At 53.7% G+C, this 15,024-nt stretch carries 12 protein-coding genes and 3 tRNA genes; 8 read left to right on the top strand and 7 right to left on the bottom strand.

Going from position 1 to position 15,024, the window contains the following annotated elements:
• The first annotated feature begins 129 nt into the window (after nt 1-129).
• Nucleotides 130-3,183, top strand: coding sequence for a D-2-hydroxyglutarate dehydrogenase YdiJ (gene ydiJ / locus ACR8BF_RS10545; protein ID WP_434744913.1), 3,054 nt, complete (start codon nt 130-132; stop codon nt 3,181-3,183).
• 33 nt (nt 3,184-3,216) lie between these two features.
• Here the strand turns inward: ydiJ and ACR8BF_RS10540 are convergent, their stop codons facing one another.
• Nucleotides 3,217-3,621, bottom strand: a complete 405-nt coding sequence (locus tag ACR8BF_RS10540) for a hypothetical protein (RefSeq protein ID WP_434745933.1) — start codon at nt 3,619-3,621, stop codon at nt 3,217-3,219.
• Nucleotides 3,622-4,009: 388 nt separating this feature from the next.
• Between ACR8BF_RS10540 and sufA the strand changes: the two genes are divergently transcribed.
• Genes sufA through ACR8BF_RS10505 form a run of 7 tightly spaced genes read left to right on the top strand, consistent with a single transcriptional unit; the run spans nt 4,010 to nt 10,674 of the window.
• Entirely contained in the window at nt 4,010-4,384 is a 375-nt protein-coding gene (gene sufA, locus ACR8BF_RS10535; protein WP_313699006.1) for a Fe-S cluster assembly scaffold SufA, read from the top strand.
• 7 nt (nt 4,385-4,391) lie between these two features.
• Nucleotides 4,392-5,885 (top strand): Fe-S cluster assembly protein SufB, encoded by a 1,494-nt coding sequence (sufB, locus tag ACR8BF_RS10530; RefSeq protein ID WP_010245634.1) that lies wholly within the window; start codon nt 4,392-4,394, stop codon nt 5,883-5,885.
• Between the two features lie 42 nt (nt 5,886-5,927).
• Complete coding sequence (gene sufC / locus ACR8BF_RS10525; protein WP_090961543.1) at nt 5,928-6,674, top strand: Fe-S cluster assembly ATPase SufC; 747 nt, start codon at nt 5,928-5,930, stop codon at nt 6,672-6,674.
• Nucleotides 6,649-7,929 carry a Fe-S cluster assembly protein SufD gene (gene sufD, locus ACR8BF_RS10520; RefSeq protein ID WP_313699010.1) on the top strand — a complete coding sequence of 427 codons (1,281 nt, stop codon included), beginning with the start codon at nt 6,649-6,651 and terminating at the stop codon, nt 7,927-7,929. Before sufC ends, sufD begins: the two co-directional genes overlap by 26 nt.
• The gene (gene sufS / locus ACR8BF_RS10515; protein WP_136197886.1) at nt 7,929-9,152 is read left to right on the top strand and encodes a cysteine desulfurase SufS; all 1,224 of its coding nucleotides are present in this window, start codon (nt 7,929-7,931) and stop codon (nt 9,150-9,152) included. The genes sufD and sufS overlap by 1 nt, the downstream gene beginning before the upstream one ends.
• Nucleotides 9,153-9,173: 21 nt before the next feature.
• A complete protein-coding gene (sufE, locus tag ACR8BF_RS10510; RefSeq protein WP_179895886.1) occupies nt 9,174-9,590 on the top strand; it encodes a cysteine desulfuration protein SufE in 417 nt (138 codons plus the stop codon).
• Between the two features lie 58 nt (nt 9,591-9,648).
• Entirely contained in the window at nt 9,649-10,674 is a 1,026-nt protein-coding gene (locus tag ACR8BF_RS10505) for a L,D-transpeptidase family protein (RefSeq protein ID WP_434744912.1), read from the top strand.
• An 80-nt stretch (nt 10,675-10,754) separates the two neighbouring features.
• Here the strand turns inward: ACR8BF_RS10505 and ACR8BF_RS10500 are convergent, their stop codons facing one another.
• From ACR8BF_RS10500 to ACR8BF_RS10475, 6 genes are all read right to left on the bottom strand, one after another.
• Complete coding sequence (locus ACR8BF_RS10500; RefSeq protein WP_003853216.1) at nt 10,755-10,991, bottom strand: major outer membrane lipoprotein; 237 nt, start codon at nt 10,989-10,991, stop codon at nt 10,755-10,757.
• 303 nt (nt 10,992-11,294) lie between these two features.
• The gene (pykF, locus tag ACR8BF_RS10495; RefSeq protein ID WP_090961529.1) at nt 11,295-12,707 is read right to left on the bottom strand and encodes a pyruvate kinase PykF; all 1,413 of its coding nucleotides are present in this window, start codon (nt 12,705-12,707) and stop codon (nt 11,295-11,297) included.
• A gap of 344 nt (nt 12,708-13,051) precedes the next feature.
• Nucleotides 13,052-13,128: transfer RNA gene (locus ACR8BF_RS10490), tRNA-Val, on the bottom strand.
• Nucleotides 13,129-13,148: 20 nt separating this feature from the next.
• Nucleotides 13,149-13,225 (bottom strand) — tRNA-Val (locus ACR8BF_RS10485).
• Nucleotides 13,226-13,228: 3 nt separating this feature from the next.
• Nucleotides 13,229-13,305: transfer RNA gene (locus ACR8BF_RS10480), tRNA-Val, on the bottom strand.
• Between the two features lie 152 nt (nt 13,306-13,457).
• Complete coding sequence (locus ACR8BF_RS10475; protein ID WP_434744911.1) at nt 13,458-14,831, bottom strand: MATE family efflux transporter; 1,374 nt, start codon at nt 14,829-14,831, stop codon at nt 13,458-13,460.
• Nucleotides 14,832-15,024: the final 193 nt, after the last annotated feature.

The following is a 15,024-nucleotide window of genomic DNA, read 5'->3' as shown; positions in this document are numbered from 1 at the left end:
ATTAAACAGCGTCGTGGTGAAAGGTTTTTGCCTTTTCTGAAAAAAGGGCAGACGCAGGAAAAATATGATAAAACGAGAAATCGCTCACGCATAAACGCAAACGTTTACAACACCTTCGGTCAGACAATCATGATCCCACAGATTTCGCAGGCGCCGGGCCTCGTTCAACTGGTGCTGACGTTCCTTGAATCACTGAAAGAGCAGGGGTTTACGGGTGACATGGCGACCAGCTATGCCGATCGCCTCTCACTTTCCACTGATAACAGTATCTATCAGCTGCTGCCCGACGCGGCGCTCTTTCCGCGCTCAACGGCGGATGTTGCACTGCTCGCCCGCGTGGCCGGAGAAGCGCGTTTCGCCAGTCTGGTGTTTACCCCGCGTGGCGGCGGCACTGGCACCAACGGGCAGTCGCTGAATCAGGGGATTGTGGTGGATATGTCGCGCTACATGAACCGCATTCTGGAGATCAATACGGATGAGGGCTGGGTGCGGGTCGAAGCGGGAGTCATCAAAGATCAACTGAATGCGTGGCTGAAGCCTTTCGGTTTTTTCTTCTCGCCAGAGCTTTCCACCAGTAACCGCGCAACGCTGGGCGGGATGATCAATACGGATGCGTCGGGTCAGGGTTCGCTGGTATATGGCAAAACTTCGGACCATGTGCTGGGTCTGCGCGCCGTGCTGCTGGGCGGCGATATCCTTGATACGCGACCCATGGCAACCGCGCTGGCTGAAACCCTGGCTCAGACAGCCACACCTGAAGGGCGGCTCTATCAGCAGGTCCTCACGCGTTGCCGAGAGCATCGTGCGCTGATTCTGGAAAAGTTTCCTAAGCTGAATCGGTTTCTGACCGGATATGACCTGCGACATGTGTTCAGCGACGATATGCAAACCTTCGACCTGACGCGCCTGCTGTGTGGCGCAGAAGGTACGCTGGCTTTCGTCACAGAAGCGCGGCTCGATATCACCCCGCTGCCGAAAGTGCGGCGACTGGTGAACATCAAATATGACTCTTTTGATTCTGCCCTGCGCAATGCGCCCTTAATGGTAGAAGCGCAGGCGCTTTCCGTTGAAACCGTTGACTCTAAGGTGCTCAATCTGGCGCGGGAAGATATCGTCTGGCACTCGGTGCGTGAATTGATTGCTGACGTACCCGACAAAGAGATGCAGGGTCTGAATATTGTTGAATTCGCCGGTGACAACGCAGTGCTGATCGATCAGCAGATTGAACAGCTCTGCACCCGCCTTGACGCGCTGATGGCGCAGCAGCAGGGCGGCGTAATTGGCTATCAGTTCTATAACGATCTGGATGGCATTGAGCGCATCTATAACATGCGGAAAAAAGCGGTGGGTCTGTTGGGGAATGCCAAAGGCCGCGCTAAACCGATCCCATTTGTGGAAGATACCGCCGTCCCGCCGGAAAAACTGGCGGACTACATTGTTGAGTTTCGCGCGTTGCTGGACAGCCACGGTCTTAGCTACGGCATGTTTGGTCATGTCGATGCAGGCGTCCTGCACGTGCGCCCGGCGCTGGATATGTGCGATCCGCAGCAGGTGATGATGATGAAACAGATCTCCGACGAAGTGGTAGCGCTGACCGCGCGCTACGGTGGCCTGCTGTGGGGCGAACATGGCAAAGGTTTCCGCGCCCAGTACAGTCCGGCATTCTTTGGCGAGACGCTGTTTAACGAACTGCGCCGCATCAAAGCGGCCTTTGATCCCCTTAACCGACTCAATCCCGGCAAGATCTGTACGCCTTTTAACAGCAACGACGAGATGATGCAGGTTGATGCAGTGAAGCGCGGAACCTTCGATCGACAGATTCCGGTCACGGTCCGGGATGAATGGCGTGGGGCGATGGAGTGCAACGGCAACGGGTTGTGTTTTAACTTTGATGCCCGCAGCCCGATGTGTCCCTCCATGAAGATCACGCGCAACCGCATTCACTCACCCAAAGGGCGGGCGACGCTGACGCGGGAGTGGCTACGGCTGCTGGCCGAACAGGGCGTCGATCCCCTGGCACTGGAAAAGCAGCTACCGGAAAACAGCCTGTCACTGCGCGGGATGATTGCCCGTACCCGCAACAGCTGGCACGCCAGTAAAGGGGAGTATGACTTCTCTCACGAGGTGAAAGAGGCGATGTCAGGCTGTCTGGCCTGCAAAGCCTGCTCAACCCAGTGTCCGATTAAAATTGACGTGCCCGCGTTTCGTTCGCGCTTCCTGCAGCTCTATCACACCCGTTATCTGCGTCCGGTGAGCGATCATCTGGTGGCGGCGGTTGAAGGCTATGCGCCCCTGATGGCGAAAGCCCCGAACGTGTTCAACTTTTTCCTGCGCCAGCCGTGGGTGAAAGAGTTGAGCAAGACGCATATCGGCATGGTCGATCTGCCTCTGCTCTCAGCGCCTAATCTGAAACAGCAGCTCAGCGGTCATCCCGCCATGAATATGACGCTGGAGCAGCTCGAAGGGCTGTCAGCCACTGAGCGCGCCAACTGCGTGCTGGTGGTACAGGATCCTTTCACCAGCTTCTATGAGGCACAGCTGGTTAACGATTTTGTCAGGCTGATTGAGAAGCTGGGCTATCGTCCGGTGCTGCTGCCGTTCTCGCCCAATGGCAAAGCACAGCATGTGAAAGGCTTTCTGCAACGTTTCGCCCGCACCGCAGCCCGCACTGCCGATTTTCTTAACCGGGTAGCAAAACTGGAACTGCCTATGGTGGGTGTGGATCCCGCTACCGTGCTGTGTTATCGCGATGAGTATCGTCAGACGCTGGGTGAATCACGTGGCGACTTTAGCGTATTGCTGGTGCATGAATGGCTAGAGCGTGCGCTGGCAGAGCGTGACGTGCAGGCCACGGGCGGGGAGTCATGGTATCTCTTTGCGCACTGTACAGAGGTAACCGCGCTGCCTTCCACACCGAATCAGTGGCAGGGGATCTTTGCCCGGTTTGGTGCGAAGCTGGAAAACATCAATGTGGGGTGCTGCGGCATGGCGGGCACCTACGGCCACGAAAGTAAAAATCTCGAAAACTCGCTGGGGATCTACGCGCTCTCCTGGCATCCTCAGCTCCAGCGATTGCCGCGCCAGCGTTGCCTTGCCACCGGCTATTCATGCCGCAGTCAGGTCAAACGTGTGGAAGGCAACGGCATGCGCCATCCGCTTCAGGCATTGTTAGAGATAATGTAAAAAAATTGTGCGCGACGTCACGCCGTGGCTGGATTAGAATATCCAGCCTGCGTGACGTACAAAGTCACTTTGCAGCACGGTGGCTTTGTTCCATTCTCCGACCATGGCCAGTTGATGGCAGAGTCGGGTCAGGGACAGTCGCGCCAGTTGATAAGCCTGAAGGCGAAACAGGCGATCGCGATCGTTGTTTCCCATCTCCTGCACCAGTCGGTGATGCAGTTTACCCAAGGCATGCAGGTAACTCTGATCGTCACCGTTCATCTGGCAGACTTCTGCCATATCCTGACAGGCATCATTAAACTGACGTAGTTGATGGATCGTGCAGTCGGTCCGGTCAAGCTTTGCCTGCGCCATATAAAAGTCGACGGTAATGTCACGGACGGAAAAGTGGTATTCGTCAATTTTGTGCTGCAACCAGGCTGAAACAGAGAGGGTCATTGCGTCGCCCTGAATGTGAATGATAATAATTATCATATTCATCCATTCTGGGATTGCAATTGCCGGGCAGAAAAATTTATCGATTTATCCTGCCTGTCGGTATAATCGGAAATAACAATCTGTTTACATCGAAGAAAGGCGTAACCTATCAATAAGCACTTTTTTCAAAAATGGCTATTTTAAAAAGAGTGATTTATTAATAGGTTATCACTGGCTTATTGATGCTGATTTTCCCACCGCAGGGTGAGCTGAAGCAGCTATGCTTAATAAATAAGCAGGTAAAATAGCACTAGATGATTATCCCTGCAAAACAAGAGGTTGAAGTGATTGGTCAGATCACTACCATAGGGGGATAACCTGAAAAGGTCCGGACTCAAGAGGTATCAACATGGCATCTGTTAATACAGACTCTTTCTCACCCGACGATTTTGTCTGGAAAGGGCTGACGCTGACTGAAACCGCAGCGCAACAAATACTCAATCTGGCTGCTCAGGACCCTGATGTCAAGGGTCTGCGCCTTGGCGTGAAACAATCTGGCTGCGCCGGGTTTGGCTACGTCATGGATATGGTTAAAGAGCCCGCCGAAGACGATCTGCAGTTCTCATTCCACGGTGCAACGTTGTTTGTGCCGCTTCAGGCGATGCCATTCGTTGATGGCACCGAGCTGGATTACGTTCGCGAAGGCCTGAATCAGATTTTTAAATTCAATAACCCTAAAGCTCAGCACGCCTGCGGGTGCGGTGAGAGCTTTGGCGTCGAGTAAGTGAAATATGTCACGACACAGCGAAACATCTGACGATGTACAAATCTGGGAAGGCAAGCTCAACTACAAAGAGGGCTTCTTTACCCAACTGCAGACCGAAGAATTTGCCAACGGCATTAATGAAGATGTGGTGCGGGCGATCTCGGCCAAGCGTAACGAGCCAGAGTGGATGCTGGAGTTTCGTCTTAAAGCTTTTCGTGCCTGGCTTGAAATGGAAGAGCCACACTGGCTGAAAGCCCACTACGAAAAACTCGACTACCAGGATTACAGCTACTACTCTGCGCCGTCCTGCGGCAACTGTGATGACAGCTGTGCTTCCGAACCGGGCGCCTTGCAGGCTTCAGGCAGCGCGCCAGCCAGCGACTATCTGACGCAGGAAGTGGAAAACGCGTTTAATCAGCTCGGTGTGCCGGTACGTGAAGGTCGCGAAGTGGCGGTTGACGCCATTTTTGACTCCGTTTCGGTAGCAACCACTTATCGCGGCAAGCTGGCGGAGCAGGGGATTATCTTCTGTTCATTCGGCGAAGCGATTCAGGAGCATCCTGAACTGGTGAAGCAGTATCTCGGGACGGTGGTTCCGGCTAACGATAACTTCTTTGCCGCGCTGAACTCGGCGGTTGCCTCTGACGGCACCTTCGTTTACATCCCGAAAGGGGTGCGTTGCCCGATGGAGCTGTCGACCTATTTCCGCATCAATGCGGCAAAAACGGGTCAGTTTGAACGCACCATCCTGATCGCCGATGAAGACAGTTATGTCAGCTACATCGAAGGTTGTTCTGCGCCAGTGCGTGATACTTATCAGCTGCACGCGGCCGTCGTGGAAGTGATCATCCACAAAAATGCCGAAGTAAAATATTCGACTGTTCAGAACTGGTTCCCAGGTGGCGAAGGTGAGGGCGGTATCCTGAATTTTGTTACTAAGCGCGCGCTGTGTGAAGGTGACCATAGCAAGATGTCCTGGACGCAGTCGGAAACCGGTTCGGCTATCACCTGGAAATACCCGAGTTGCATTCTGCGCGGGGACTATTCAGTAGGCGAATTCTATTCAGTAGCACTGACCAGTGGGCGTCAGCAGGCCGATACCGGCACCAAGATGATCCACATTGGTAAAAATACCAAATCGACCATTATCTCCAAGGGGATCTCGGCCGGTAAAAGTCAGAACACCTATCGCGGGCTGGTGAAGATCATGCCAACCGCCACCAATGCCCGTAACTTTACCCAGTGTGACTCGATGCTGATCGGTCCGGATTGCGGCGCACATACTTTCCCGTATGTTGAGACCCGCAACAACACCGCTCAGCTGGAGCATGAAGCCACGACCTCACGTATCGGCGAAGATCAGATGTTCTACTGTCTGCAACGCGGTATCAGTGAAGAAGATGCGATCTCCATGATCGTGAACGGCTTCTGTAAAGACGTATTCTCGGAGCTGCCACTGGAATTTGCCGTGGAAGCCCAGAAACTGTTAGCCATCAGCCTTGAGCACAGTGTGGGCTGATGCCGTCACACGCCTTGCCGGAAGCAATGTGAAGGAATAAGAATGTTAAGCATTAAAGATTTGCAGGTCAGTGTTGAAGATAAAGCCATTCTGCGTGGTCTGAATCTCGAAATTAAACCGGGCGAAGTGCATGCCATCATGGGCCCGAACGGCTCAGGTAAAAGTACGCTGTCAGCGACGCTTGCAGGCCGTGAAGATTACCAGGTGACTGGCGGTTCGGTCAGCTTTAAAGGTAAAGACCTGCTGGAACTGGCACCTGAAGAGCGTGCCGGTGAAGGCATCTTTATGGCGTTCCAGTATCCGGTAGAGATTCCCGGCGTCAGTAACCAGTTTTTCCTGCAAACCTCGGTTAACGCGGTGCGCAAATATCGTCAGCAGGAAGAGCTGGATCGCTTCGATTTCCAGGACTTTATTGAAGAGAAAATTCAGCTGCTGAAGATGCCGGAAGATCTGCTGACCCGATCAGTCAACGTTGGCTTTTCCGGTGGTGAGAAGAAGCGTAACGACATTTTGCAGATGGCGGCGCTGGAACCGGAGCTCTGCATCCTGGATGAGACCGACTCCGGTCTGGATATCGATGCGCTGAAAATCGTTGCTAATGGCGTAAACAGCCTGCGTGACGAGAAGCGTGCCTTTATCATCGTGACTCACTACCAACGTATTCTGGATTACATCAAGCCAGACTTCGTTCATGTTCTGTATCAGGGCAAAATCGTGAAATCTGGCGACTTCTCGCTGGTGAAACAGCTGGAGGAGCAAGGTTATGGCTGGCTTACCGACGAAGAGTGATTCTGCGCTGCAACAGTGGCATCACCTGTTTGAGTCGCGTGGCGACGTGCGTTCTCTGCAGGCACAGCAGCACTGGCAGCAATTGATGCGTGTTGGCCTGCCAACCCGCAAGCATGAAAACTGGAAGTACACGCCGCTGGATACGCTGCTTTCCCAGCAGTTTGTGCTGCCCGATGCGCCACAGACTCTGAGCGCTGAACAGGTTGATGCCCTGGCGCTGCCGCTGGATGCGATCCGTCTGGTTTATGTCGACGGTCAGTTCCAGCCTGCCTTTAGCAGCCGCGACGTCGAGCTGTTTGAGGTTCAGCACAGCGTAGCCGCCGAGCGCCGTCCGCTGCCCGCAGCGGTCCAGCCGGAAGTCTTCCTGCACCTGACAGAAAGTCTGGCGGAAGAGGTTACGACCCTGCGTCTGCCTCGTGGTAAATCCGCTGCGCGTCCGATCTACCTGCTGCATATCACCAGCGGCCAACAGACGGGCATGAATACGGTTCATTATCGTCATCATCTGCAGCTGGAAGAGAGTGCTGAAGCGGAAGTTATTGAGCACTACGTCTCACTGGATGAGCGCGCCCATTTCACCGGCACGCGCTTTACCTTTGCCGTCGGCGACAACGCAAAGCTGACCCACACTAAGCTGTCCTTTGAAAGCAGTGCCAGCTATCACTTCGCTCATAACGATCTGGTGATTGGCAATGATGGCCAGGTCAGCAGCACCAGTTTCCTGCTGGGTGCCGGATTGTCGCGTCATAACACCAGTACTCAGCTGAACGGCGAAAATACCACGCTGGCGATTAACAGCCTGGTGTTGCCAGTGAAACAGGAAGTGGCCGATACACGCACTTACCTGGAGCACAACAAAGGTCACTGTATGAGTCGCCAGATGCATAAAACCATCGTGCGTGACAAAGGCCGGGCGGTGTTTAACGGCCATATTAAAGTGGCACAGCATGCGCTGAAGACTGACGGACAGATGACCAACAACAACCTGTTGCTGGGCAAACTCTCTGAAGTGGACACTAAACCGCAGCTGGAAATTTACGCAGATGACGTGAAGTGCAGCCACGGTGCCACCATCGGTCGTATCGATGATGAGCAGATGTTCTATCTGCGTTCGCGCGGTATTGAAGAGGATGCGGCGCAGACCATGATTATTCATGCGTTTGCCGCAGAGCTGACCGAAACACTGGAAAACAGCGTGATGCGTCAGGCTGTGCTGCAGCGCATTGCTGAACGTTTTCCCGGAGGCGACATATGATGAACTTCGATCTCGAACGCATCAGGGCTGATTTTCCTATCCTGAAGCGTGAGGTCAACGGTCATCCGCTGGCCTATCTTGACAGTGCGGCCAGTGCACAGCGTCCACTCTCGGTAATTAATGCCGAGAGTCATTTCTATCAGCACGGCTATGCGGCCGTGCACCGTGGTATCCATACGCTGAGCCAGCAGGCGACCAGCGACATGGAGAATGTGCGCGATCAGGCTGCCCGTTTTATCAATGCGCAGTCACAGGAAGAGATTGTCTTCGTCAAAGGCACTACCGAGGGCATCAATCTGGTAGCGAACACCTGGGGCAGCAGTAACCTCCAGGCTGGCGACAACCTGATCATCACTGAGATGGAGCATCACGCCAATATCGTTCCCTGGCAGATGCTGGCCCAGCGCACCGGCGCAGAAGTGCGCGTCCTGCCATTGAATGACAGCGGTGAACTGGCGCTGGAGCAACTGGCGGGGCTGATCGACAGCCGTACGCGGTTGCTGGCGGTCACGCACGTTTCAAACGTGCTCGGCACCGTTAACCCGGTTAAGGCGATTGTGGCACAGGCCAAAGCCGCTGGCGTGGTAACACTGGTGGATGGCGCGCAGGCGGTTATGCATGACAAAGTCGACGTGCAGGATATCGGCTGCGACTTCTACGTCTTCTCCAGTCATAAACTCTATGGTCCAAACGGCGTAGGTATTCTTTACGGCCGCAAAGCGCTGCTGGATGAGATGCCACCGTGGGAAGGCGGCGGTTCGATGATTGACCGCGTCATGCTGCCCACCGGTACCACCTGGAACAGCGCGCCGTGGCGTTTTGAAGCGGGTACGCCGAACACCGGCGGCATTATCGGTTTTGGTGCGGCACTGGCCTATGTGCAGGCGCTGGGACTGGATACGATTCATCAGCGCGAAACGGCTTTGATGAATTATGCGCTCGATAAGCTGGGCACCGTTCCGGACATTCAGATTTATGGCCCGCAGTCACGTGCTGGTGTGATCGCCTTCAACCTGGGCAAGCACCATGCTTATGACGTTGGCAGCTTCCTGGATCAATATGGTATTGCCATCCGCACAGGACATCATTGCGCGATGCCGCTGATGCAGCACTACAACGTCCCGGCGATGTGCCGCGCCTCCTTCACTTTCTATAACAGTGAAGAGGAAGTGGATCGTCTGGCTGCTGGTCTGACGCGCATTCATCGTCTGCTGGGCGGCTGAACAGTTTTAACGGAGTAAGTGATGGCGACTTTGCCTGAAAAAGAGAAACTGGTCCGCAACTTCAATCGTTGCGCCAACTGGGAAGAGAAGTATCTCTACATCATCGAGCTGGGTTCAAAGCTTCCGGAATCTTCTGAAACCTTACACCAGCCAGAAAACGTGATTTCGGGTTGTCAGAGTCAGGTGTGGATCAGAATGACTCCGCAGGAAGATGGTTCGATTTCGTTTGAAGGCGACAGCGATGCTGCTATCGTTAAAGGGCTGATTGCTATCGTATTTAGTCTTTATCAGAATCTGCAACCCGCCGAAATCCTGGCGCTGGATGTGCGCCACTGGTTTGGCGAACTGGCCCTGATGCAGCACCTCACGCCCACACGGTCGCAGGGGCTTGAGGCGATGATTCGGTCTATTCGCCATACCGCTCAGAACCTCAGCTAAGGTACACTCGACAGACGCCATCCGGCGTCTGTTTTTTTATCTGACGAGAAAAAATTGCATGAAACCTGCTTTACGTTTAGCCGGTGCATTGCTGCTGACCTGCTTTGGGCTCTCTGCACCCGCGTTCGCCACCGAATATCCGCTGCCACCGCCTGACAGTCGCCTGATTGGCGAAAACGTCCTGACTCAGGTTCCTGATGATAAACAACCACTCGAATCAATTGCGTCACGCTATCAGGTCGGCCTGCTGGGCATACTGGAAGCGAATCCCGGTACCGATCCCTGGCTGCCCAAAGCAGGTACTCAGCTGACGGTACCCCTTCAGATGATCCTGCCCGATACGCCGCGCGAAGGGATTGTGGTGAATCTCGCCGAGCTTCGCCTCTACTACTATCCCAAAGGGGAAGATAAAGTCATCGTCTATCCCATCGGCATTGGCCAGCTGGGTGCGGCAACGCCAGTCATGGTGACGCAGATCAGCCAGAAAATCCCGAATCCCACCTGGACGCCCACCCCGAATATCCGCAAACGTTACGCTAAAGAGGGCATTACGCTACCTGGCGTGGTCCCAGCCGGACCGGACAACCCGATGGGGCTGTTTGCCATGCGTCTGGCACGCGGCACTGGCCAGTACCTGATCCACGGCACCAATGCGAAGTTTGGCATTGGCATGCGTGTCAGTTCAGGTTGCATCCGCCTGCGTTCAGAGGATATCGAAGCGCTGTTTAGTGCTGCACCTAAGGGCACGCGTGTTCAGATCATTAATCAGCCGGTGAAGTATGCCGTGGAGCCGGATGGGAAACGTTACGTGGAAGTGCATCAGCCACTGTCGCGTAACGACAAAGATGATCCGCAGACCATGCCAATTGCGATCACCAGTGACCTGAAGAAGTTCATGAAAAATGAGAAGAGTGATAGTGCGCTGATTAAAGCCAGCTTGACGCGTCGCTCAGGCATGCCTGTGCTGGTCAGTAATGGAGAGCCAGTACAGAGTGAAACCGTGCCGCCTGCGGGGCTGGAGAGTGCGTCTGTGGGTGCAGAAAGCCCTGTTATACAAAATGAAGGTAAAGCGGTTCAACCCTGAAACAATGCGTGCCTGAGAAGGGCACTGAATTCAGGCAAAAAAAATGGCGCCATAAAGGCGCCATTTTTAAACCAGAACTCTTACTTACGGTAAGAGTGAGCCTGGTTGTCCAGACGCTGGTTAGCGCGAGCTGCGTCATCTTTAGCAGCCTGAACGTCTGAACGCACTGCGTTCACGTCGTTGCTCAGCTGGTCAACTTTAGCGTTCAGAGTCTGAACGTCTGAAGACAGCTGGTCGATTTTAGCGTTGCTTGAGCAACCAGCCAGCATAGTTGAAGCCAGAACTACCGCGCCCAGTACCAGTTTAGTACGATTCATTATTTATACCCTCTAGATTGAGTTAATCTCCATGTAGCGTTACAAGTATTACACAAAGCTTTTTAAGTTGAGAATAAATTTTTGATGAGAACATGCTTAAATTTGATCGTTCGCTCAAAGAAGCAGCGAATCACAGAACATGATAGAAAAATTTAGCTAAAACAGAGGGATTTAATCGGATTAACCTTCATATAAAGTGTAATCGGATTGTTATTTTCGATTGGATTTATCTGGCACTTGCGTTAAGTACAAATAAAAAAAGCGCCTGACTCAGGCGCTTTAAAATAACAGATAAAGAAAGTTTTACAGGACGTGTACGGATGCGGTATTGGTAGTTCCGCTTGGTACTAATGCACCTGACACCAGCACCACGACATCGCCTTTCTGACCATAGCCACTTTCCAGCGCTGCTTCTTTACCCAGACGATAAAAATCATCGGTTGAAGCGATCTCAGTTACCAGACGCGTCTCAATGCCTTTGCTCAGGATCAGCTGACGGGCAGTGGTCGGATTGGTGGTCAGCGCCAGGATAGTCGCGTTCGGGAAGTATTTACGTACGGCTTTAGCCGACTTACCGCCTTCTGTAGCTACCACAATCAATGGTGCTTCCAGCTTCTCAGCTGTTTCAACAGCACCACGGCAGACCGCTTCGGTGATACGCATTTTGCGGTTATCACTCTGGCTGTCGATGCGGGACTTCATTACGCGGTCGGTACGCTCACAGATGGTCGCCATGATGGTGACCGACTCCAGCGGATAACGGCCTTTGGCGCTCTCACCAGACAGCATAACGGCATCGGTTCCGTCGAGGATGGCGTTGGCGACGTCACCGGCTTCTGCGCGGGTAGGGCGCGGGTTCTTGATCATGGAATCCAGCATCTGGGTGGCAGTGATAACCACTTTGCGTGCTTTATTACATTTTTTGATCATCATCTTCTGCGCGAAGATCACTTCTTCAACCGGGATCTCAACACCCAGGTCGCCACGCGCAACCATGATGCCGTCTGAGGCTTCGAGGATTTCGTCGAAGTTGTTCAGGCCTTCCTGGTTTTCGATTTTGGAGATGATCTGGATGTGCTCACCGCCGTTCTGTTTCAGGTGCTCACGAATTTCCAGCACGTCAGAACGTTTACGGATGAAAGAGGCGGCGACAAAGTCCACACCCTGCTCACAACCAAAGATCAGGTCGCGCTTATCTTTTTCAGCCAGTGCTGGCAGCTGAATGGAAACGCCCGGCAGGTTAACGCCTTTGTTCTCACCCAGGTCGCCGTTGTTCAGGACTTTACATACCACTGTGTTTTCAGTGACTTCGGTTACTTCCATGCCGATTAGGCCATCATCAACCAGCACAGTGTTGCCAATTTTCAGGTCAGCTGTGAAGCCCGGGTAGGTGACCGCAACGCGCTCGCTGTTGCCAATCACACTCTGGTCGGTCGTAAAGGTGAAGGTCTGACCCGCTTTCAGAGCAGCGTCGTTGCCGCCTTCCAGTTTCATGGTGCGGATTTCAGGGCCTTTGGTATCCAGCAGGATGGCGGCCTGACGGCCGGTTTTTTGCATTACGGCACGCATATTGGTGATGCGCTGGCCATGCTCAGCATAGTCGCCGTGAGAAAAGTTAAGACGCATAACATTCATGCCAGCTTCAAGGAGCTGAGTCAGCATCTCTTCGGATTCGGTTTTCGGGCCAATTGTACAAACGATTTTAGTCTTTTTCATGACGGATTTTCTGTAAGTTGTGATGGATGAATAAGGGCGGAATTCGATGGCAGCGCATCGAAGTGAAATTTCTGATTGAGACTGAAATGGGCAGTACTGAGTAAGAATAGGTGACGAAGGCCAGGCGTGCAGGGAAGTTGTGCGGTTACGGTTGGTAACCACCACGCTGTTGTTGCGCAAATCATTTGAGTTATCGCAGTATGCACGTGATCGCTGAAACCTTTCAAGTAAGCAACGCGGGACAGTATAGACGCTAAGTATGCGAAAACCAATCAAAAAGCAGAGGAGGTAAGCGATGCAGATCAATAAAAGGGGTGTTGCGCAAACTGCGGAAATTCTGAAAGTGGTGCGCTCTAATGGACTCGAACCATCGACCCCCACCATGTCAAGGTGGTGCTCTAACCAACTGAGCTAAGAGCGCATTTTGAATCTTTTGAATAGTGGTGCGTCCGAGTGGACTCGAACCACCGACCCCCACCATGTCAAGGTGGTGCTCTAACCAACTGAGCTACGGACGCACTTGGTGCGCTCTAATGGACTCGAACCATCGACCCCCACCATGTCAAGGTGGTGCTCTAACCAACTGAGCTAAGAGCGCAACATGCTGTCAGGGCGACAGCGGGGACGAATATTAACGGCAGCGTGTAAGGCTGGCAAGGGGAAAATAGTTTTTTCGCCGTGACTGCGCAGCAACTGTGCTAACCGTCGTTTTTTTCATCATTGCGGGCCACGCATGACCCGCCTGTTTAGCTATCGCGCCGCGCGCTTAAGAATGATTTCAGCAGGGAATTGCTGTAACCGTCTGATGCGCCAGAGCATCATGATGGCCGCTGAGGTCAGGCCGATGATAAAGCCGCACCAGAAGCCCGCCGGTCCCATCCGGGGCACAATCCAGTCGGTCAGCGCCAGCAGATAGCCAGCCGGCAGCCCCAGTAGCCAGTAAGCGATAAAGGTAATAAAGAATATTGACCGCGTATCTTTATAGCCGCGCAGGATCCCGCTGCCAATCACCTGAATCGAGTCTGAGAACTGATAAATCGCCGCCAGCATCATCAGCTGTGCCGCCAGCGTTACCACGTCGGGATTGTCGTTGTAGAGCAGGGCAATCTGATGACGAAACGTCACGGTAAAAATCGCGGTCAGTGCCGCCATGCTGATCCCAACACCCTGGGCGGTCCAGGCCGCGACGCGGGCGTGCTCGGTGGAGCCCTGACCCAGGCGATACCCGACGCGGATAGTGGTCGCGACACCCAGCGACAGCGGCAACACGAACATCAGTGAACTGAAATTCAGCGCAATCTGGTGACCGGCCACATTAACGATGCCCAGTGGTGAGACCAGCAGAGCCACAACGGCGAACAGCGTGACCTCAAAGAAGAGCGCCAGCGCCACCGGCAACCCCAGCGTCATCAGGCGGCTCAGAATCGGACGCGAAGGAGGTGACCAGCGGCTCTCCATCCGGATATCGCGCATGCTACCCATCCGGCGTACCCAGAAGCGCATACAGATAAACATCACCCAGTAAACAGAGGCGGTCGCTACGCCACAGCCGACACCCCCCAGGGCAGGCATGCCGAAGTGACCATAAATGAAGATATAGTTAAGCGGGATGTTGAACATCAGCCCCAGAAAGCCCAGCACCATGGCGGGTTTCGTCTTCGACAGCCCCTCGCACTGATTGCGCAGCACCTGGAAGAAGAGATAGCCAGGCGCGCCGAATAGCAGGGCATGCAGATAGCCTTCTGCTTTGAGCGCCAGCGCCGGATCAATGTCATGCATCGCCCGGATGAGATAACCGGCATGCCACAGCAGCACCATAATCAGCAGGGAGACGAAGAAGGCGAGCCAGTATCCCTGGCGGATCTGTTCGCCGATGCGTTCGCGGCGACCTGAACCGTTGAGTTGCGCAACGGTGGGCGTCAATGCAAGCAGAAGACCATGACCAAAAAGGATGGCCGGAAGCCAGACAGAGGTGCCGACAGCAACGGCGGCCATATCCGTGGCGCTGACAGCGCCGGCCATAATGGTATCCACAAATCCCATTGCGGTTTGAGCCACCTGAGCAAGGATGACCGGAATCGCAAGGGCCAGCAATTGACGCGCTTCTGTTAAATACTTCTGCACGTTAACACCTGACTTGTTGAATGAATTAAAAGGGCAGAAAAGCCCAGGAAATTGCGCGAGCTAGTGTAACTGGCGTAACACTATTCGCCAATCTTTGTCACACAATGCGGTTTGCCACAGATTAAAGAGGCGGCACGGGCTGAATTCTAACAGCTGACCTGAGCTGTGATAAACTAACGCAAACTTCGCAGAG

Source organism: Candidatus Pantoea rara, assembly GCF_051136265.1.
In the GTDB taxonomy this organism is placed as follows: domain Bacteria; phylum Pseudomonadota; class Gammaproteobacteria; order Enterobacterales; family Enterobacteriaceae; genus Pantoea; species Pantoea rara.
The sequence above is the reverse complement of the archived record's forward strand: the minus strand, read 5'-3'. Positions and strand labels throughout refer to the sequence as shown.

What these genes read in the sequence shown, in the direction of transcription:
- ydiJ (WP_434744913.1), top strand. Translation starts at nt 130, where the DNA reads ATGATCCCACAGATTTCGCAGGCGCCGGGCCTCGTTCAACTGGTGCTG.
- ACR8BF_RS10540 (WP_434745933.1), bottom strand. Translation starts at nt 3,621, where the DNA reads ATGACCCTCTCTGTTTCAGCCTGGTTGCAGCACAAAATTGACGAATAC.
- sufA (WP_313699006.1), top strand. Translation starts at nt 4,010, where the DNA reads ATGGCATCTGTTAATACAGACTCTTTCTCACCCGACGATTTTGTCTGG.
- sufB (WP_010245634.1), top strand. Translation starts at nt 4,392, where the DNA reads ATGTCACGACACAGCGAAACATCTGACGATGTACAAATCTGGGAAGGC.
- sufC (WP_090961543.1), top strand. Translation starts at nt 5,928, where the DNA reads ATGTTAAGCATTAAAGATTTGCAGGTCAGTGTTGAAGATAAAGCCATT.
- sufD (WP_313699010.1), top strand. Translation starts at nt 6,649, where the DNA reads ATGGCTGGCTTACCGACGAAGAGTGATTCTGCGCTGCAACAGTGGCAT.
- sufS (WP_136197886.1), top strand. Translation starts at nt 7,929, where the DNA reads ATGAACTTCGATCTCGAACGCATCAGGGCTGATTTTCCTATCCTGAAG.
- sufE (WP_179895886.1), top strand. Translation starts at nt 9,174, where the DNA reads ATGGCGACTTTGCCTGAAAAAGAGAAACTGGTCCGCAACTTCAATCGT.
- ACR8BF_RS10505 (WP_434744912.1), top strand. Translation starts at nt 9,649, where the DNA reads ATGAAACCTGCTTTACGTTTAGCCGGTGCATTGCTGCTGACCTGCTTT.
- ACR8BF_RS10500 (WP_003853216.1), bottom strand. Translation starts at nt 10,991, where the DNA reads ATGAATCGTACTAAACTGGTACTGGGCGCGGTAGTTCTGGCTTCAACT.
- pykF (WP_090961529.1), bottom strand. Translation starts at nt 12,707, where the DNA reads ATGAAAAAGACTAAAATCGTTTGTACAATTGGCCCGAAAACCGAATCC.